The sequence below is a fragment of the Cupriavidus sp. SS-3 genome (assembly GCF_035818815.1).
Taxonomy (GTDB): Bacteria; Pseudomonadota; Gammaproteobacteria; order Burkholderiales; family Burkholderiaceae; genus Cupriavidus; species Cupriavidus taiwanensis_C.
Genome location: NZ_JAYLVT010000007.1, coordinates 39,995 through 59,239, shown reverse-complemented (window position 1 = coordinate 59,239; position 19,245 = coordinate 39,995). Strand labels below are relative to the sequence as shown.

Here is a 19,245-nt window from a genome sequence, read left to right as displayed (position 1 = left end):
GACAACCATGCCCCGCCCCGATTCACCCGCGCCGCAGCCGTAGTGACTGGCGGCACGCCATGCCCTGCAGCGGCCGCACCATCGCGGCCGCGTCCCCTGAACACCTGAACCGTATCCGCGCCAGCCCCCGGGCTGGCCCGCGGATGGCTGCCCTTGCCGCGCAATCTTGCGCAACCCCCAAGGAAATCCATGCCCAGCTTCAACCCTTCACGGCGCACCTTCCTCAAAGCCAGCGTCGTGGCCGGGGTGTCGGTCTATATCGCACCCATCGGCGGCAAGGCTTTCGCGGCCTTGTTCGAAGACAAGATCCTGACCCCCGTGCAGTGGGACGCCAGGGCCGGCGCCCCCAGGTTCCGCATCGACGGCATCGCCAAGGTCACCGGCGCCAAGGTGTTTGCGCGCGATATCCGCTCGCGCGACATGCCGCACTGGCCGCGGCAGCAGTCGCACGCCTTCATCCTGCGCGTGGCCCGGGCCGACCGCATCTATGAGGGCTTCGACCTGGGCGTGCTCGGCGACGGGCTCAAGCCCGACCGCGTCGTCACCGCCGACGACCTGGCCCGCGACGGCGTCGCCTTCCCCGCCTTCTACGGCGACGACATGCTGCTGCCCGCCGGCAAGACCCCGGCCTACCTGGGGCACGCGGTGGCGATCCTGATCTACCACGACTTCGCGCGCTTCCGCTTTGCCAAGGACAAGCTCAAGTTCCGCGACGACGTGATCCGCTACGGCGCGAAGACCGGCCCGCTGGAACGCGACCCGTGGGGCACCTTCCGCTTCGTGCGCGTGGGCGGCGCCACGCCCTATGCGGACGACGTGTTCTCCAGCCTGAAGCATGCGCCGGTGTTCCCCAGCATGATGCGCAAGCACCAGCCGGTCTGGCCGGACGGCAAGGACCACGGCCAGCTCGGCGAACAGGGCATGCACCACGCCGCACGGATCCGCGCGCAGCTGGCAAGGCCGTCCGACGACTGGCTGGTGCTCGAGCGCGAATACAACTCGCAGTCGGCCGATACCGCCGCGCTCGAGCCCGACAACGCCAACTGCTGGTACGACGCCGCCGCGCAGGCGCTGCACATGGTGGTGCCGACGCAAGGGCCGAACGAGGTCGCCGAAAGCGTGGCCGAGATGCTGGCGAAGGCCAAAGGCGCATTCCCGGTGAAGCAGGTGTTTCTGCACCCGTGCTACACGGTCGGCTACGGCTCCAAGGACCACTACAACTTCCCCTTCTATGGCCTGGTCACGGCGCTGTACGCCGACGGCAAGCCGGTGCGGCTGGCCAACGACCGCTACGAGCAGTTCCAGACCTCGATCAAGCGCCACGCCTTCAGGATGCGCTACCGCATCGCGGTGGACCGCAACACCGGCCTGTTCCAGGCTTTCCAGGGCGACCTCGAAGCCAACGGCGGCGGGCGCTCCAATTTCTCGCCGTCGGTGGCGATGGTGGGCGCCACCGCGGCGCAATCGATCTACTACTTCCCGAACAACGACCTGACCGCGGTCGCGATCGCGTCGCGCGCCATCGACGCGGGCTCGGCGCGCGGCTACGGCACGCTGCAGAGCATGGCCGCGACCGAGATGATGGTCGACGAGTTCGCCGAGCAGCTCAAGCTCGACCCGATCGAGTTCCGGCTGAAGAACGCGCTGCGCTCGGGCATGAAGAACACGCAGGGCGCGATCCCCGCCGGGGCGATCCGCGTCGACGAGGTGCTGGAGGCAGCGAAGGCCTATCCGCTGTGGACCAACCGCGCCAGCAAGAAGGCGGAGTACGAAGCCGCCCACCCGGGCCGCCGCTATGGCGTGGGCTTTGCGTGCGTGCAGAAGGACTTCGGCACCGGCGCGGAAGCGTCGTTCGCCAAGGTCGAGCTGAAGGCCGACGGCAGCATCGTGCTGCATCACTCCGGCGCCGAGATCGGCACCGGCATGTCGACGTCGCAGGCCGCCGCGGTGGCGCGCTGGCTGGGCAAGCCGGCGCGCGAGGTGCGCACTTCCGTCACCGACTGGACCGACCTGCCGGTGACCGCCTCCGGCGATCCCTACCTGATGAGCCAGGCCGAGCAGGACAGGCTGTCGGCCAATCCGCGCTGGTCGCCGGCCTATGCCTCGCCCGCCAGCGCCACCAACTCGGCCTACTACTTCACCCACAGCACGCGCGAAGCCGCGCGCGTGGTGTTCCTGCACGGGCTGTGGCCGGCGGCGATGGCAATCTGGAGCCAGGGCATCGGCGGCGGCCAGGCGGCCTCGCTGGTGGTGCGCGTGGAAGACGCGCGCTGGGTCGACGGCAAGCTCAGCGCCGGCGGCCTGCAGGCGCTGCCGCTGGAGCAGCTCGCGGCCAAGGCGCACGAGCTGGGGCTGGTGACCGGCGCCACCGTGCACGCTTTCAACCGCTGGCAATGGAGCGAGGCCGATTTCGACATCAACGGGCACGCCGCGCGGCTACCGGTCGACGGCCTGTCGGTGCGCTACGGCGACGGCGCCGATGCAGCGCGCAAGGCGCGCATGCGCAGCCCGGGCGGCTGGCATGTGCTCGATCGCAGCAAGGTCCATATCGCGCCCACGCAGCGCAACAACGCCGCGGTGACCTACTACAGCGCGGTCGGCACCTTCGTCGAGCTGTCGGTGCACGCAGCCAGCGGCAAGGTGGAAATCCTGTCGCACCACTCGATCATGGAATGCGGCACGCAGCTGTCGCCGCAGCTGGTGTCCGGCCAGCTGCAGGGCGGCATCGCCATGGGCATCGGCCACGCGCTGCATGAATACCTGCCGCTCTACGAGGACGGCCCCGGCAACGGCACCTGGAACTTCAACCGCTACCACCTGCCGCGCGCCAGCGACGTGGCCGTGTGGAGACAGACCGGCACGGTGCTGCCGCCGGTCACCGAAACCGACCCGCCCAAGGGCATCGCCGAGGTGGTGATGATCCCGGTGGTGGGCGCCATCGTCAACGGCATCGCGCATGCCATCGGCCACCGCTTCACCGACCTGCCGGTGACGGCGGCCAAGATCCAGGAGGTACTGGCATGAGCATCGCCACCCAGCCCATCACGCTCAACCTCAACGGCAAGGAAGTCGGTCCGGTCGACGTGCCCGAAGGCCTGATGATGATCGATTTCCTGCATGAGTACCTGGACCTGACCGGCTCGCGCCTGGGCTGCGGCCAGGGCATCTGCCACGCCTGCGTGGTGATCCACGACAAGCCCGACGGCACCAGCGAGGAAGTGCGCAGCTGCATCACCGGCGCGCACTGGTTCAACGGCCGCAAGGTGCGCACCGTGGAAGGCCACGGCAAGCGCAACGAGCAAGGCGAGGTGGTCGAGCTGACGCCGGTGCAGCAGAAGTTCCTGGAACATTTCAGCTTCCAGTGCGGCTACTGCACGCCGGGCTTCGTCAACGGCGCCACCATCCTGGTGGAGCAACTCAGGCGCAAGCCGGTGCCGAAGGACCAGGTCGAGGCCACCATCACCCGGGCGCTGGACGGCCACATCTGCCGCTGCACCGGCTACGTGCGCTACTACGAGGCGGTCAGGGACGTGATCACCAGCACGCCGGGCCTGGTGCTGGATAGCGGGAGCGACAAGTGATGCAGCGCACGCCCCTGATGATCGCCACGCGCGCCGCACTGGCAGTCCTGACCGCAGCCGCGGTCATGGCCGGCTGCGGCAGCCGCACCGAAGCGGTTGCCCCTGCTGCCGACCAGGCCCCCCAGGCGCAGCTGTCGCCCGCCGAGCAGATCGCGCGCGGCCGCTACCTGGTGCGCGCGGCCGACTGCGCCGCCTGCCATACCGCACCGCAGGGCGCGCCGTTCGCCGGCGGCGTGGAACTGGCCTCACCCTTCGGGACCTTCTACGGCACCAACATTACGCCGGACAAGACGCACGGCATCGGCAACTGGAGCGCGGACGACTTCTACCAGGCGCTGCATGACGGCAAGGCCCCGGGCAAGCAGCTCTATCCCGCGATGCCGTACACCTCGTACCGCGGCCTGTCGCGCGCGGATTCCGATGCCATGTTCGCCTACCTGATGCAGGTGAAGCCGGCCGCCGTGGCCAACCGTGCGCACGACCTGCAGTTCCCGTACAACCTGCGCTTCGCGCTGGCGGGCTGGAACCTGCTGTTCCTCGAGGACAAGCTGCCGGACGCTTCCCAGGGCAATTCGGCATCGTGGCAGCGCGGCCGCTACCTGTCGAACGCGCTGGGCCACTGCGCCGAGTGCCACACGCCGCGCGCCGCGTTCGGCCGGCTGGACCCGTCGAAGCCGCTGGCCGGCTCCGCGCTGGCGCGCATCGGCGCGCCGGACATCACGCCCGCCGGGCTGGCCGCGCGCGGCTGGACCGCCGCCGACCTGCAGCAGTTCTTCGCCACCGGCATCGCGCCGCAGGGCTCGGCCTTCGGCGAGATGTACCCGGTGGTGCATCTGAGCAGCCAGTACCTGAACCAGGCCGACCTGGCCGCGATGGCCACCTACCTGCTCGGCGACCAGCCGCCGGCGCCGCAGCCGGTCAAGGCCATCAGTGCCGACGCCGCGCAGGTGGCACCGGGCCGCCGCCACTATGTCGCCGTCTGCGCGGGCTGCCATGGCCGCGAGGGCGAAGGCAAGCCGCACGTGGCGGTGTCGATGGCCGGCAACTCGACGGTGCGCAACGCCGACGCGCGCAACCTGATCGTGTCGATGCTCGATGGCATCGCGGCGCAGCGCTTTCCCGGCGTGGAGGCGATGCAGGAGATGCCCGGCTTTGCCGGACGCATGAGCGATGACGAGCTGGCGCAGCTGGCCAACTACCTGCGTGCGACGTGGGGCGGGCAGCCGGCCGATGTGAGGCCGGGTGATGTGAAGGCGCTGCGCGCGGCCGGGCCGGGGCATTGACGACTGACTGCGGCGCGAATCATCCCGCCGTTTTGCTCCCCTCTCCCGCTCGCGGGAGAGGGGAGCGATTGCGTGAGCTAGCAGCAAGTGTTAACGCTGTTGCATAACCAACGAATCCGCCGAGTGTTCCAATCCTGAACACCCGCTGTCACGCACTGGCACACCTGGCCCGATTCCGCGGCCAGATCTTCGGTTTCTCCCCCGCATTTCCGCCCTCTTCCGCCCCGGCACACCTCTTGCGATCTGCTCCGTGCGCACGGCGAAGGCCGTGACGGCACCACACAGATCACTCGAACGGAGCGAGACATGAACATGGCGGAAATCGCCCAGCTGGGCGTCAGCAACCCCTACAAGCAGCAGTACGACAACTATATCGGCGGCCAGTGGGTGCCGCCCGCCGGGGGCGAGTACTTCGAGTCCATCACGCCGATCACCGGCAAGCCGTTCACGCGCGTGCCGCGCTCGAACCAGCAGGACGTCGACGCCGCGCTGGATGCCGCGCACGCCGCCAAGGCCGCGTGGGCGCGCACCTCCACCACCGAGCGCGCCAATATCCTGAACCGCATCGCCGACCGCATCGAGTCCAACCTGAAGCTGCTGGCCGTGGCCGAGAGCATCGACAACGGCAAGCCCGTGCGCGAGACCACCGCCGCCGACCTGCCGCTGGCGGTCGACCACTTCCGCTACTTCGCGGGCTGCATCCGCGCGCAGGAAGGCGGCATTTCCGAGATCGACGGCGACACCATCGCCTACCACTTCCATGAGCCGCTGGGCGTGGTCGGCCAGATCATCCCGTGGAACTTCCCGCTGCTGATGGCCACCTGGAAGCTGGCGCCGGCGCTGGCCGCCGGCAACTGCGTGGTGCTGAAGCCCGCCGAGCAGACGCCCGCCTCGATCCTGGTGCTGATGGAGGTGATCGGCGACCTGCTGCCGCCGGGCGTGGTCAACGTGATCAACGGCTTCGGCCTGGAAGCCGGCAAGCCGCTGGCATCGAGCCCGCGCATCAGCAAGGTGGCGTTCACCGGCGAGACCACCACCGGCCGGCTGATCATGCAGTACGCCTCGCAGAACCTGATCCCGGTCACGCTGGAACTGGGCGGCAAGTCGCCCAACATCTTCTTCGAAGACGTGCTCGCCGCCGACGACGCCTACTTCGACAAGGCGCTGGAAGGCTTTGCCATGTTCGCGCTGAACCAGGGCGAGGTCTGCACCTGCCCGTCGCGCGCGCTGATCCAGGAATCGATCTACGACCGCTTCATGGAGCGCGCGCTCAAGCGAGTCGCGGCGATCCGCCAGGGCCATCCGCTCGACACCGGCACCATGATCGGCGCGCAGGCGTCGGCCGAACAGCTGGAAAAGATCCTGTCGTACATCGACCTGGGCCGCAAGGAAGGCGCGCAGTGCCTCACCGGCGGCGAGCGCAACGTGTTCGACGGCGACCTGGCCGGCGGCTACTACGTCAAGCCGACCGTGTTTGCCGGCCACAACAAGATGCGCATCTTCCAGGAAGAGATCTTCGGCCCGGTGGTCTCGGTCACCACCTTCAAGGACGAGGAAGAGGCGCTCGCCATCGCCAACGACACGCTCTACGGCCTCGGCGCCGGAGTCTGGACCCGCGACGGCGCGCGCGCGTTCCGCATGGGCCGCGGCATCCAGGCCGGGCGCGTGTGGACCAACTGCTACCACGCCTACCCGGCCCATGCCGCGTTCGGCGGCTACAAGCAGTCCGGCATCGGCCGCGAGAACCATCGCATGATGCTCGACCACTACCAGCAGACCAAGAACCTGCTGGTCAGCTACAGCCCCAACGCGCTGGGGTTCTTCTGACCATGGCGGGCCCGGACACCGCGCCGCCCGCGCTGCCGGTCGAGCGCGTGGTGGCAACGCCGGCTGCGCTGGCGCTGATCGCCGAGCTGGCCGCGCGGCACGGCCCGCTGATGTTCCACCAGTCCGGCGGCTGCTGCGACGGCAGCGCGCCGATGTGCTATCCCGCCGGCGAATTGCTGGTGGGCCCGGGCGATGTCTGCCTGGGCCGGATCGGCGGCGCCGCGTTCTACATGACGCGCGCGCAGTTCGAGTACTGGCGCCACACCCGGCTGGTGATCGACGTGGTGCCGGGCGCGGGCGGGATGTTCTCGCTGGAGGGGCGCACGGGCAGACGGTTCCTGACGCGCTCGGAGCTGTTCAGCGACGCAGAGGCGGCGTGGCTGGCGGCGCAGCCGGAACCGTAATGCGGCGATGGGGTGGCGGGTCGTAACAGGTCGGATCGCTGTGCCATCGCATTTCAGGGCTCAGCGATTTCCCACGCACAAGCGTTTGCGGCAAGCTTCGCCCGCCTGTTCGGAATGCGACAACTCTTATCGCCTGCCTGACTCCGGAAGGGAATACTGGATACGTCATCGGGTTGCCGGTGACCGGGCGTGGAAACCCGCGGAGTAGATCAAGGACAGGCCTACTTCCATGGCGGGCCACGCGAGGCAGCCGCAAGGCTGGCCGGGTTCTTCCTTGATCTCGCCGGGTTTCCACCCTCGCTGTATGGCCCGCCACCCCTCACTTTCAATTGTCTGGGGGTGGCCTAACCTGGAAGGAGGATGCGTTGCTGGCCGAGGGGCCGGTAGCGGTTTAGCTGACCGCGCTTGTTTGCTCCCCTCTCCCGCGCGCGGGAGAGGGGCCGGGGGTGAGGGCCAGCGCGCCGTCGAAGTCAGGCGCCGGGTTTCCACCCTCGCTCTATGGCCCGCCACCCTCGCTAAATGTTGCGTGGTTATGGCTTTAAGACTGTTCGGCGGGCACCGCATTCAGAAGCACGTAGCGCGGACGTCCGCCGCCTACCTGAGTTCGTGCGAAGGTCGACTCATAAAGGCTCTGCAAATTGCCAGCAAGCTCAGCAGGATGCTCCAGCCTGGCGGCGATCCTTCCGTAGATGACCTCGTCGGCCCCTTCCGGCACGAACTCAAAGCTTCTATGGTGAGGGAGGACACCGACAAACCTTCCAGTTAGCCGCACCTCTTCTTCACGAACATTCTCATTGCTCAAGCGTTCAACACTACGTGCGACTTGATCAAAGTCCTGAAAGCGGAAAACCTCAGCCCCGGTCTCGATCGTGCACGCTGCCTGGTTATCCGCGAGAACAACCAAGAAAGCCTTCACCTTTTCAAGAGCCCGCGGATCAATCTCTGCAAGGGAGTCAGCCAACTCATCGTCTGTACCAGTCGTACTCTCGATCAGACGCACCGTTCGCCTCATGGCTCTGTTAAGGGGAGTTTCGTCATCAGGTGGTAGTTCCAGGCTTCTCGCCTCCTCCAACTCAAAGCCAAAGGAGCCGACGGCCGTACCAGTAATGAGGAGCTGGTTTTGATCTCGGTTAGGAATAGGCCCCATTGGCGCAAGCGGTCCTGAAAACGAAGCCGCGACAGCCGTCACTGCATCCGCAAACGCCTTTGTGGCGGCAACGCCAAACTCTGCAGCGATTCCATGCGTGCCGCGCACAGGGCGGCCGCGAAAGGTCAGACGCGATTTGGCAGGGGAATTCGGATCGAGGCGCTGAGTGGCCAATACAGCCTGGATACCCTTCAGGCGATGTTCAAGGCTTTGCTTGGTGATGCCTGCTCCAGCCGGCAGTCGAGCGAGCTGGTTGGCAAGAAAGCGTTCCTCTGCGAGAAGGCTTGTATGTTCCTGTCGATTCATGGTTGCCCCGCTTGTGCAGCGCCGGCCGGCGGCGCGCGTGGTACAAGGCCGGCCTCGATCTGCGTCAACTCTGCCAGGGCATCGGCGTCTTCCGCCGGATCCAGGTCAAGTTGAAGGAACCCCTTCCACTGGCTGTTTCGCCGATGTGCCCAGATACTGTACCAGTAGGCGGAAAGGGTTACCAGGTTCCGCCCCGGCAGCGTAGTTTCAACCCAATAGCCATCTACGAGGAATGCCTTTTTGACCTCACCGTGATCCGCGAGATCGCCGGGAAATTTCTGTCCGAGGTCACCGTCCGGATCATCCAGAAAGCTGACCACGTCGACATCCCCGGGATTTCTCGCCTCGAGAACCTCAACGTTCTCACTGAAGCTTCCATCCACCCATTGAAATCCTGATGTAATTCCCGCCTGGTGCAACGTGGCACGGAAGCCCAGAAAGCCGCGCAATATCCTGCAGCGCTGCCAGGAGGTTGCAAACCTGACCACGACAGATACGAGCGAGACTTCGTACGGCGATCTATCCGGGCTGACAGGATCCAGATCGTTGACAGGTGGAAGCACCTGCATTGCATTCCACGCGGGGATAGGCACTTGGCTCATATAGGATTCTGCTCGACTTGGGCGCCCACCGCGATCCAACGGCCTGGGCTGTTCGTTCCATCGGCCGCGTCGCGGCAGCATTACGTTGCATTGGAGGTGTGAACACGATCACGAGAAGTTTTGCACACGGTCGGTACGCGACGCGACGCCATATAGGAACGTGAACGTTCGTGTGCAGGCGGCGGGAAGCGGGAATCCTTGGATCAATTCACTTCCCATACTCCAGCTCCGGATACCAATCCCCCCTTCCCTCCGGCGTGGTATCCAGCAACGTCCACAACGCATCCAGATCCGGCGCCCCGCGCGGATCCTGCCCCGGATCGCACGTCAGCGCATACATCTCGCTACTCCAGAAATGCCGCACCTTGCCATCGCGCCGCGAAAAGACGGTATATCCCGGCACGTCCGCATCCTCCGCACTGACGTAGTCGCGCGTGAAATCGCCGTCCACATCCGCATACACCTTTAGCTGCCTCCACCCTCGCGCCCGCTTGGCCGCGACCAGGCGATCGATCGGCGAGCGCGCCACCATCGCCAGTGCCGTGCGCTGCTCGATATCCGCAACCTTGTGGTCCCAGCCGGCCATGATGGACGTGCACATCGGACAAGGCCGCTCCCGCTGCGGCCCGAACATATAGCTGTAGACCACCAGCGTATCCTTGCCGGCGAACAGGTCTTCGAGCGTTACCGGCCCGTGCTCGCCCTGGAACGTATAGCGCTTCGTCACTTCGCCGCCGGGCGGCAACGCGCGGCGCTGTGCGGCCACGCGTTCGATGTGCCGCCGCAATTCGATTTCTTCCGCCAGCAAGGCGTTGCGCGCCTCGCGGTACGCCTTGCTTTCATTCGGAAAGTGGACGGGATTCTGCCGCGCCAGTTCGGTCGACGGAACCAGCTTTGCCGTGGTGTTCATGTCAGTCCTCCTGGAAGATCGCGTGCCGGGCACGGCTTTCGCCATGCGGCGATGGCCGCTTCACACGCCTGTCCTGTTTCGTTCCCGCGCGGCGCCAATCGTTCCAATGCGACAGCTGAACGCCGCCCTCGCTCCACTCAGCGCAAACGGCGGTTCACACTCGCGTGTGACCGCCGTCTCTCTCTGCGTAACGCCGATTCAGCCTTGCGGGGACCTGGCCGTGCGCGCGGCCTGCTCGCGCAGCCGTTCCTCCTGCTCCCGGAGTTCCGGCGTCAGTTCCGCGCCAAAGTCCTCAAGTTCGAACAATGGCCGGATCTCGATGTCGGATTCGCCTTCCATGGGATTGGGACAGCGCTTGACCCATTCCACCGCCTCGTCCATGGACTTGACCTGCCACAGCCAGAAACCGGCAACGAGCTCTTCCGGTCGCGCAAAGGGCCCATCGGTCACGGTGCGCTGGCTGCCCGAGAAGCGCACGCGCTTGCCCTTGGCGCTGGGCTGCAGGCCCTCGCCCGCCAGCATGATGCCGGCCTTGACCAGTTCTTCGTTGAAGTTGCCCATCGCTGCCAGCAGCTCGGTGCCGGGCATCTTGCCGGCTTCCGACTCGCTGGTTGCCTTGACGATCACCATTACACGCATCGACATGCCTCCTCAGGTACGTGTGTGGCGACATGCGCGCCGGGTGGCGCGCTCCACGCACCCGCGATGGGGCGTGTCGCACACCGGTCCAGCATAGACGCTGTGGGGCAGAACCCTATCAGGCAGAAGCTATTGCTGCATCGACCAGGACGACTGCCGGCGCAGGTCCTCCTGTCCCGGCTGCCGCGGTGGCTTGCCAAGGTCATCGTCGTGCCGCGGCGGAAGCTGCTCTTCGCTCTTGCGCGAGGGATCGGCCGGCGGCACCTCGGGTACGTGCGGCCCTTCCTCTGGCCGTGGAATTTGATGTGCCATGATGCCCTCCTGCTTGCAGAGTACGACACCCTTGACGATGCAACCGCCATGCCAAGCCGCGCTGCGCGTTTTTGTGCGCCCCGGCGATCCCGCGCGCCGCGCCGTGCTGCGCTGGCGGGTGCGCCGCGCAATCTCGGCGCGCAAATCTGCCTGACTTTGTAATGCGGCATGCGGGTGCGCCGTCGATGCGCCGCGGTGGCGCCCCGTCTGGCATGGCGCGGAGGCGGTCACGCCGGCAGCCAGCGCCCGGCACGAAAGGTGCACCGCCCTCCCGTGGCGCGCCGGGTTCACCCGGTGCGCCATGGATACTTCAATGCGGAGGCGCACCATGGAACAGACGGAAACGACAAGCACGCCCACCAGCACATCGGGCCTGCGCCAGCAGGAGACGCGCATGTCTTCGGTATCGGGTTCGGAGACGCGCACCGGCGCGTCGTGGAGAGACACGTCGGCACGATCATCGGCATCGCAGGACCTGGCGCGCGAGCTGGACCGGCTGATCGATCGCCTGCCCACGTTGTCCGGCGATAACCTCGAGCAGGCCAAGGCGGAGTTCGTCCAACTTGCCGCCAGGTCGGGCAGCGCAGCGACGGAACTCGCGGCCAAGTCCGCGGAGGTTGCCCGGCACGTAAAAGGACGCGTCAAGAACGAGTGGGAAACCGGCCTCGAGCGCACTGAATCGTTCGTCCACGCCAACCCCGTGCGTGCGCTGGCGATGGCGCTCGGGATCGGCGTGGTGCTGGGCGCGCGGCTGTTCGGCGGGTCGCACCGGCATCACCACGACATGTGAGCCGGCGCTGGCCGGCATCGGCGCGCCGGCAAGAGCAACGGCTCAGCCGGCGCGCTGGCGCGGCAGCGCGGTGCCGAACTGCTTGCGGTAGGCCGACGGCGACACCGCCAGCGCCTGGGTGAAATGCTGGCGCAGCGAAACGGCCGAGCCGAAGCCGACCAGCTCGGCCACCAGGTCGACGCCCTTGTCGGTGGTCTCAAGCAAACGCCGCGCCGCCGTCAGGCGGTGGTTCAGCAGCCACTGCGTCACGGTGGTGCCGGTCTTCTCCTTGAAGCGCCGGGTGAAATTGCGCCGGCTCATGCCGGCCTTCTCGGCCAGCGTGTCGAGCGTCAGCGGCTCGGCCAGGTGCGCGATGGCCCAGTCCAGCGTCAGGCTGAGCCGGTCGGCGCCGTCCGCCTGCGGCAGCGGGTGCTCGATGTATTGCGCCTGGCCGCCGTGCCGGTGCGGCGCCACCACCATGCGGCGCGCCACCCGGTTGGCCACCTCGGCGCCATGGTCGCGCCGCACCAGGTGCAGGCAGCAGTCGAGCGCGGCGGCGGTGCCGGCCGAGGTCAGGATCGCACCATCGTCGATATAAAGCGAATCGCGGTCGAGCCGCACCCGCGGATAGCGCTGCGCGAAGTCGTCGGCCCAGGCCCAGTGCGTGGCCGCAGTGCGGCCGTCCAGCAGGCCGGCCTCGGCCACCACGAAGGTGCCCAGGCACAGGCCGGCGATGCGCGCGCCGCGCGCGCTGGCGGCCCGCAGCGCGTCGAGCAGCGCTTGCGGCGCGCGCTCGCCCGGGTCCCGCCACGCCGGCATGATCACGGTATCGGCCTGCTCCAGCACCGACAGGTCGTGTTCCACCTCGATGCGGAAGCCCGACATGGTGGCAATCAATCCCGGCGTCTCCCCGCAGATCAGCAAGCGGTAGCGCGGCACGCCCAGGCGGTCGAGGTCGTCGCCAAAGACGATGCAGGGCACGGACAGGTGGAAGGGGCTGATGCCTTCGAAGGCAATCACCGCGACGGTGTGCATCGCAATCTCTCTGGGTCGGAGGCTTGGTTAGGGCGGTTTGGAAGACGGCCCCGCATGGCCACGTTGACGTGGTTTGGCCCGATTCTATCGGATGTTGTCCATCGGGCCACTTCCGGCGCTGCCGGCGGCGCCGGAAACTACGCTCCATGCCGCGCCTGCGGCGAACGCAGCGGCCGCCACTGGCACCGCCCACTACTTCCCTGTCGACGAGGACCATCATGCACCACCCGACCCTACGCACCATCGCCGGCGCACCGGCGCGCACCGCCATCGAAGCCGCCAGCACCGCCGTGCTGGTCATCGACTTCCAGAACGAGTATTTCAGCGGCAAGCTGCCGATCCCCGACGGCCCGGCTGCCCTTGGCAACGCGCGGCGCCTGGTCGACCACGCGGATGCCGCCGGCATGCCTGTGTTCCACATCCAGCATGTCACGCCGGCGGGCAGCCCCGTCTTCGCCGAACACGGCGCCACCGTGGCGTTCCACGGCGACCTGCAGCCGGCGCCGCACCACACCGTGGTGCAGAAGACTTCGGTCAGCGCCTTCCCCACCACCGACCTGGACCAGCGCCTCAAGGCGGCCGGCATCAAGACCCTGATCATTACCGGGCTGATGACCCACGCCTGCGTCACCGGCGCGGCGCGCGACGCGGTGCCGCTGGGATACGGCGTGATCGTGGCGGCCGACGCCTGCGCCACGCGCGACCTCGAAACCGCGGCCGGCACGGTGTCGCACCAGGACCTGCACCGCGCCGCGCTGGCCGCGCTCGACGACGCCTTCGGCGATATCCTGAGCACCGAGCAGGTGCTGAAGCTGCCGCTGGCCTGAGCGACTGCGGCCTGGCCTGGCGATACCGGGCCGGCCGCACGGTCCCAATCAGAACCGGTGCCGCATCCCCACCGCCACCGCGGTCATGCTGCGATGGCCGCTGCCGAGGAAATAGCCGTTGGCAAAGCTCACCGCCGAGGTATCGAAATTGATGCCGGCATGCTGCACGTAGGCCGTGGTCAGGTAGACGTCGGTGCGCCGCGACAGGCTGTAGTCGGCGATCAAGCTGACCTGCCAGGGGTTCTTCACATTGCGGCCGGCAAGCGCCTTGACGTCGTCGTAGTAGAACGCCAGCGTCAGGTCCAGCGCCGACGTGGCGCGGTAGTTCACGCCGGCCCAGTAGTAATCGTCGCGCACGATGGTGGCGCCGTTGGCCGCCTTGTTGAGGCCCCAGCGATAGCCGCCCATCAGCTTGACCGGCCCGGCGCGATAGCTGAGCGCGGCGCCGGCCTTGCGGAAGTTGCCGACCGCGCCGCCGGTCCCGAGCGTCGGATTGAATCGGTTGAACGCCAGCGCCGCGCCGAAGCCGCCGGCGAAGTAGTTCAGGCCGGCACCATAGCCGGTATCCCGGCGCGATTGCCCGGCGTTTTCGCCGGCGCCGAGCACGCCATTGCCGAATGAATAATTGCCGATGGCGGTTACCGCGCCGAAGGTGCCCGTGTACTTGACGGTGTTGTCCGAGCGGAAATCCAGACCCAGCTGTGCCGCGATCGGCTCGTACTGGGTGGAATAGCCGCTGGGCGAGAAGTTGGAAAAGGCGTCGAAGATGGCCGTGTACTGGCGCCCGAAGGTAAGGCGGCCGGCACGCTCGCTCAGCAGCCCGACAAAGGCCTGGCGGCCGAACAGCCGGCCGGATTGCGTCTGCCGGCCGTCGTCGATGCCGAAGCCGTTCTCCAGCACGAACAAGGCCTTCAGCGCGCCGCCCAGGTCCTCGGTGCCGCGCAAGCCCCAGCGCGAGCCCGACAGGCCGCCGGAGCCCAGCGCCACGCGGCTCTGGCCCGGCCCGGGAAAGCCCGCCTGCGTCGGCAACGTGGCCGACAGGTGGTTGACGTATTCGATATTGGCATCCGCCACGCCATACAGCGTCACGCTGGCGTGCGCGCCAGCCTCCGGCATGGCCAGCATGGCCAGCGCCGTTGGCAGCATCAGCGGGTAAAGCCTCGTCTTCATGTCTCGCTCCTTCGTTCTGTTTGGTCATCGCCACGGCAGAAGCGCCGTGGCTGGATGGCGGAGGTCGACCGGCGTGCGCAGCCGGCCGCGCCGCGGGCGCGCAGGTTCCCCGCGCACGGCCTGGCGGCGTGCGGGGAAACTCGGTGCCGGGGGAATTTGCCGGGCGGCCCCGGCGAGGATCAGCGGCTGGCCGCGCGCAGCAGGGCGTGCGCCGCCGCCACCATGGCCTCGGAGGACTCCAGCGCGCGCGCCGGATCGTCGCGCTTGCGCACGGCGGCGGCGCTGGTCGCGCGCGCGGCGCCGTCGGGGCTGGCCGAGAACTTCACCACGGTCAGCTCGCGGGCAGGATTGATGTAGATCTTCTGGCCGAAGCGGCCGCCGGCCTCGATGCTGCCGTCGCCGTCGTTGCGCTGGAACCAGTAGTTGCGGTAGCCGTAGCCATCGCGGCCAGCGGTGGTGTTGCCGCGCGCAAAGCGGGACTGGTTGCTGGCCGGCTGCAGCGCAATCCGCACCGCCTTCGGCGAAATGCCGAGCGTGGCATCGCCGGCCGCGGCGCGGCGCACGGTCTCGGCGAAGCGGGCGGCATCGCGCAGCGTCGAGTTCATGCCGCCGCTGGCCATTTCAGTGCCCTGGCGATCGACCTGGGTGTAGGCATCGTCATCGGCGAAGCGCGACCACAGCCGCTCGGTGACGAGGTCCGCCCAGCGCTTGCCGGTGATGCGGCGCAGCGCCCATGCCACCGCTTCCGGCGAGCCGTTCTGGTAATACCAGACGCCGCCCTCCGGGCCTTCGCCCGCGGTGCCGGTGGCGTGCACCACCTTGAGGAAGTCGTAGATGGTGTCGGGCGCATCGGGCTTGCGCGGCACGATGCCCACGGCACCAAACAGCCCCAGGTCCGGCGGCAGTGCCTGCGGATAACCCACCGGCACCTCCATGTCCAGGTTCTGCTGCACCGTGGCCTCGCCGAACGGGTTGCCGGCCAGCTCGGGCACGTACTGCGCCAGCCGCGCCTGCGGATCGAGCTTGCCCTCATCGACCAGCATCGCCGCCAGCAACCCGGTCACGGACTTGGTCATCGACGCCCAGATATGCGGCTGGTGCGGGCCAAAGCCGGCCAGGTAGCGCTCGTACACGATCCGGCCCTGGTGCAGCACGATAAAGCCATCGGTATGCGTATCGCGCAGGTAGTCCGCCACCTGCACCGTCTGGCCGGCAACGCTAAAGCGGACGGCGTCCAGCTCCGGCGCCGCCTGGCCTGGCAGCGCCAGCGGCTGGCTCGCATGCCGGATACCGACGGTGGGCGACATCTCGCGCGCATGCCGGAAGGCCCAGCGCATATAGGGCGGGCGCAGGCCGGTGCCGCGACTGACCTGCTTGTCCGGCGGCGGCGGAAAGCCCTGCATGACTTCGCTCTCGGCCACTGCCGCGGGCTGGCCCGCGCCCTGCGCCAGTGCTACGCCGGCCGGCACCGCCATCAATGCCACCAGCGGCACCATCCTCCACCACATCCGATTGCGTCGGAACCCCGTCCCGCGCGACTTCGCTTGCGCCTGCATGCTGTCTCCATGGCTGTCGAGGCGGCTGCACACGCGCTGCGCCGCCTTCTGTGATCAGATGCCAGCCTGCCGCAGCAGGCCGCGGGCGCCATGTTGCAGGCCAGCGGCCATGGCCACAATCCTCTGTTCGGAATAGAGCCATAACCCTTGGGAATGTCGGCGCAGGCGCAGCCTCAGACAGCTAGGCGCGCTTGCGGCCGCTCCCGCCTGACCACGCCCAGCGAGAACATCGACAGCCCGGCAACCAGTGCCGGCACGCCGATCAAAGCGAACAACGCGGGCAGGCCCAGGCCCATCGACAGCAGGGTCGCCCCGCCGACCGAGCCCACCACCGAGCCCATCCGGCCCACGCCGTTGGCCCAGCTGACGCCGGTGGCGCGGCAGTCGGTCGGATAGAAGCTGGCCGACAGCGCATTGGCGCCCACCTGCGAGCCCGAGACGCAGAAGCCCGCGACGAACACCGCCACGCCCGCGGCAACCGGCTCGGCGGCAACGCTGCCCACCGCGGCAATGCCCAGCGCCGCCAGCGCGTAACTGGTGGCCAGCACATGGTGCGGGTTGAACCGGTCCATCAACCACCCCAGCGCGATCGCGCCGACCGTGCCGCCCACCTGGAACATGGTCGTCACCAGCGCCGCGGTGCGCAGCGAATGGCCGGTGCCGCGCAGCAGCGTCGGCAGCCAGCTCGACAGCAGGTAGATCACCAGCAGGCTCATGAAGAACGTCAGCCAGAACAGCAGCGTGCCGCGCAGCAGCTCGGGCCTGAACAGGTGCCGCACCGGCGAGCTGGCGGCGCGCTGCTCGCTGACGGCAAAGGTGGCGCCGCGCAGGTCTTCATGCGGAGCGATCTTCTGCAACGTGGCAACGATATGCTCGCGCGACTTGCCGGTCATCACCAGGTAGCGCACCGATTCCGGCAGCAGCCACACCAGCGCCACCGCCAGCAGCAGCGGCAGCACGCCGCCCGCCACCAGCACCGAGCGCCAGCCGAAGGCGTCGATCAGCCCGGCCGAGGCCAGCCCGCCCAGGGCCGAGCCCAGCGTGAAGCCGCAGAACATGGTCGTGACCAGGAACGAACGCCGCTTCTCCGGGCAGAACTCCGAGGTCAGCGTGATGGCATTGGGCATGGCCCCGCCCAGCCCCAGGCCGGTGACGAAGCGCAGCAGCACCAGCGTCCACAGGTCCGGCGACCACGCCGACGCCAGGCTGGCCGCGCCGAAGCACAGCACCGACAGCACCAGCACGCTCTTGCGGCCGAACCGGTCCGCCAGCGGGCCGAACAGGAAGGCGCCGGCCATCAGGCCACCCAGCCCGGCGCCGAACAGCGGCGCCAGCTGGGCCGGCGTCAGCTGCCATTGCGCGCGGATGGCGGGCGCGATAAAGCCGATCGCGGCGGTATCGAAGCCATCGACGGCAACGATCAGGAAGCACAGTACGACGATGGTCACCTGGAACGCCGAGAGCGGCTGGCGGTCGATGAACGCGGTGACGTTGAGCGGTTGGCTGGCAGGCATGGTGTCTCCTCCTTGTTGCCAGATTTAGGGCGCGATTGGGCCGGCGGCTTCGTCGGCCGCCGGCTCGCTGTCAGGATTTACGACGCGAGCGTTTTCAGCGCGGAAAGAAAGGCGCGTTCAGTGATCTACAGCCAGGGCGTGGGGCTCAGGCACTTGTCGGCACGCCAGCCATGCAGCCATTGCAGCGCATCGTAAAACTGCGCCTGCGTGCGGCCGGTCCACAGGCTGTTGCGCACCAGGCGGTCGACCCCCTTCGCGTGGTAGACGCGGCCCATGTCGCGCGCGGCATAGAGCACGCGCGCGGTGCGCGGGATGCGGGCCTGCTCGTACAGGTTGAAGGCGGCGGCGTAGTCGCCAGCCGCGGCTTTGACCGCCGCGCCCAGCGTCACGGCATCCTCCAGCGCCTGGCAGGCGCCCTGCGCCACGTACTGGGTCATCGGGTGCGCGGCATCGCCAAGCAGCGTGGCGCGGCCGAAGCTCCAGCGCTCGACCGGGTCGCGGTCGGCGGTGGCCCAGCGCTTCCATGAGGTCGGGCGGTCCAGCATCTGGTGCGGCAGCGGGTGGATGCCCGCGAAGTACGACAGCACTTCTTCCTTGCTGCCGTCGCGCACGCCCCAGGTTTCCTGCTCGCGGCTGTGGAAGGTCACCACCAGGTTGTACTGCTGGCCGCCGCGCAGCGGGTAATGCACCAGGTGGCAGTGCGGGCCGGCCCACACCACGGGTGCGTTGACCTGTAGGTCCCGCGGCATGTCGGCCACGTCGACCACGGCGCGGTAGACCACGTGCCCGGTCACGCGCGCCTCATCGCCGATCAGCGCCTGGCGGATCGCGGACTTGACGCCGTCGCAGCCGATCACCGCATCGCCGCGGTGGTGCTCGCCATGCTGGTCGACCACGGTCACGCCGTGCTGGTCCTGCAGCAGTTGCTCCACGCGGGTGCTGGTGCGGAAGGTGATCAGCGGGTGGTCCTGCACCGCCTCCAGGATCGACAGGTGGATATCGGCGCGATGGATCACCGCATACGGGTTGCCGAAGCGCTCGCGGTACGCCTGCCCGACATCGACCTGCGCGATCACCCTGGTGTCGATGGCGTCGCGCAGGCTCAGGTAGTCGGTAAAGACCGCACGGCCGCGCGCGGCCTCGCCCACGCCCAGCGCGTCGAGCGCGGCAAACGCATTGGCGGCCAGCTGGATGCCGGCGCCGATCTCACCGATCTGCCCGGCCTGCTCCAGCAGTTCGATGCGGATGCCCTGGCGTGCCAGCGCCAGCGCCGCGGCCAGGCCGCCGATGCCGCCGCCGATGATCAGGATCTTGCCGGTCGTGTTGCGGGTGTTGCTCATTGCTGTCTCCTGCCTGCGCCGCT

Annotated in this window: 17 protein-coding genes; 7 read left to right on the top strand and 10 right to left on the bottom strand. The window is 68.1% G+C overall.

Going from position 1 to position 19,245, the window contains the following annotated elements; genetic code table 11:
• The first annotated feature begins 189 nt into the window (after nucleotides 1-189).
• From U9J39_RS12900 to U9J39_RS12880, 5 genes are all read left to right on the top strand, one after another.
• A complete protein-coding gene (locus tag U9J39_RS12900) occupies nucleotides 190-3,024 on the top strand; it encodes a xanthine dehydrogenase family protein molybdopterin-binding subunit (protein ID WP_326347224.1) in 2,835 nt (944 codons plus the stop codon).
• Nucleotides 3,021-3,581, top strand: a complete 561-nt coding sequence (locus U9J39_RS12895) for a (2Fe-2S)-binding protein (RefSeq protein WP_115712867.1) — start codon at nucleotides 3,021-3,023, stop codon at nucleotides 3,579-3,581. Before U9J39_RS12900 ends, U9J39_RS12895 begins: the two co-directional genes overlap by 4 nt.
• Nucleotides 3,581-4,864 (top strand): c-type cytochrome, encoded by a 1,284-nt coding sequence (locus U9J39_RS12890; protein WP_326347223.1) that lies wholly within the window; start codon nucleotides 3,581-3,583, stop codon nucleotides 4,862-4,864. The genes U9J39_RS12895 and U9J39_RS12890 overlap by 1 nt, the downstream gene beginning before the upstream one ends.
• A gap of 306 nt (nucleotides 4,865-5,170) precedes the next feature.
• Complete coding sequence (gene adh, locus U9J39_RS12885; protein WP_326347222.1) at nucleotides 5,171-6,691, top strand: aldehyde dehydrogenase; 1,521 nt, start codon at nucleotides 5,171-5,173, stop codon at nucleotides 6,689-6,691.
• 2 nt (nucleotides 6,692-6,693) lie between these two features.
• Nucleotides 6,694-7,095 carry a DUF779 domain-containing protein gene (locus U9J39_RS12880; protein ID WP_326347221.1) on the top strand — a complete coding sequence of 134 codons (402 nt, stop codon included), beginning with the start codon at nucleotides 6,694-6,696 and terminating at the stop codon, nucleotides 7,093-7,095.
• 538 nt (nucleotides 7,096-7,633) lie between these two features.
• On the opposite strand, the gene U9J39_RS12875 is transcribed toward U9J39_RS12880, so the two are convergent.
• The 5 genes from U9J39_RS12875 to U9J39_RS12855 all read right to left on the bottom strand — a co-directional run bounded on the left by U9J39_RS12875 (nucleotide 7,634) and on the right by U9J39_RS12855 (nucleotide 11,407).
• Nucleotides 7,634-8,548: a hypothetical protein gene (locus U9J39_RS12875; protein WP_326347220.1), complete on the bottom strand. Its 915-nt coding sequence runs from the start codon at nucleotides 8,546-8,548 to the stop codon at nucleotides 7,634-7,636.
• Nucleotides 8,545-9,150: a DUF6932 family protein gene (locus tag U9J39_RS12870; protein ID WP_326347219.1), complete on the bottom strand. Its 606-nt coding sequence runs from the start codon at nucleotides 9,148-9,150 to the stop codon at nucleotides 8,545-8,547. Before U9J39_RS12870 ends, U9J39_RS12875 begins: the two co-directional genes overlap by 4 nt.
• Nucleotides 9,151-9,358: 208 nt before the next feature.
• Nucleotides 9,359-10,060 carry a DUF899 family protein gene (locus U9J39_RS12865; protein WP_116314659.1) on the bottom strand — a complete coding sequence of 234 codons (702 nt, stop codon included), beginning with the start codon at nucleotides 10,058-10,060 and terminating at the stop codon, nucleotides 9,359-9,361.
• Nucleotides 10,061-10,258: 198 nt separating this feature from the next.
• Nucleotides 10,259-10,699: a YciI family protein gene (locus U9J39_RS12860; protein ID WP_326347315.1), complete on the bottom strand. Its 441-nt coding sequence runs from the start codon at nucleotides 10,697-10,699 to the stop codon at nucleotides 10,259-10,261.
• A 129-nt stretch (nucleotides 10,700-10,828) separates the two neighbouring features.
• Nucleotides 10,829-11,407, bottom strand: coding sequence for a hypothetical protein (locus tag U9J39_RS12855; protein ID WP_326347218.1), 579 nt, complete (start codon nucleotides 11,405-11,407; stop codon nucleotides 10,829-10,831).
• Here U9J39_RS12855 and U9J39_RS12850 point away from each other — a divergent pair.
• Nucleotides 11,406-11,801: a hypothetical protein gene (locus U9J39_RS12850; RefSeq protein WP_240987851.1), complete on the top strand. Its 396-nt coding sequence runs from the start codon at nucleotides 11,406-11,408 to the stop codon at nucleotides 11,799-11,801. The genes U9J39_RS12855 and U9J39_RS12850 overlap by 2 nt on opposite strands.
• Nucleotides 11,802-11,843: 42 nt before the next feature.
• Here the strand turns inward: U9J39_RS12850 and U9J39_RS12845 are convergent, their stop codons facing one another.
• Nucleotides 11,844-12,815, bottom strand: coding sequence for a GlxA family transcriptional regulator (locus U9J39_RS12845; protein ID WP_115712856.1), 972 nt, complete (start codon nucleotides 12,813-12,815; stop codon nucleotides 11,844-11,846).
• Nucleotides 12,816-13,033: 218 nt separating this feature from the next.
• Between U9J39_RS12845 and U9J39_RS12840 the strand changes: the two genes are divergently transcribed.
• Nucleotides 13,034-13,642, top strand: coding sequence for a cysteine hydrolase family protein (locus U9J39_RS12840; protein WP_115712854.1), 609 nt, complete (start codon nucleotides 13,034-13,036; stop codon nucleotides 13,640-13,642).
• Nucleotides 13,643-13,690: 48 nt separating this feature from the next.
• Here U9J39_RS12840 and U9J39_RS12835 read toward each other — a convergent pair whose 3' ends face one another.
• From U9J39_RS12835 to U9J39_RS12820, 4 genes are all read right to left on the bottom strand, one after another.
• Nucleotides 13,691-14,788 carry a porin gene (locus U9J39_RS12835; RefSeq protein WP_326347314.1) on the bottom strand — a complete coding sequence of 366 codons (1,098 nt, stop codon included), beginning with the start codon at nucleotides 14,786-14,788 and terminating at the stop codon, nucleotides 13,691-13,693.
• A 203-nt stretch (nucleotides 14,789-14,991) separates the two neighbouring features.
• Nucleotides 14,992-16,368, bottom strand: a complete 1,377-nt coding sequence (locus tag U9J39_RS12830) for a serine hydrolase domain-containing protein (RefSeq protein ID WP_326347217.1) — start codon at nucleotides 16,366-16,368, stop codon at nucleotides 14,992-14,994.
• Nucleotides 16,369-16,541: 173 nt separating this feature from the next.
• Nucleotides 16,542-17,882, bottom strand: a complete 1,341-nt coding sequence (locus U9J39_RS12825) for an MFS transporter (RefSeq protein WP_116314661.1) — start codon at nucleotides 17,880-17,882, stop codon at nucleotides 16,542-16,544.
• Nucleotides 17,883-18,007: 125 nt separating this feature from the next.
• Nucleotides 18,008-19,222 (bottom strand): 3-hydroxybenzoate 6-monooxygenase, encoded by a 1,215-nt coding sequence (locus U9J39_RS12820; RefSeq protein WP_326347216.1) that lies wholly within the window; start codon nucleotides 19,220-19,222, stop codon nucleotides 18,008-18,010.
• Nucleotides 19,223-19,245 lie beyond the last annotated feature (23 nt).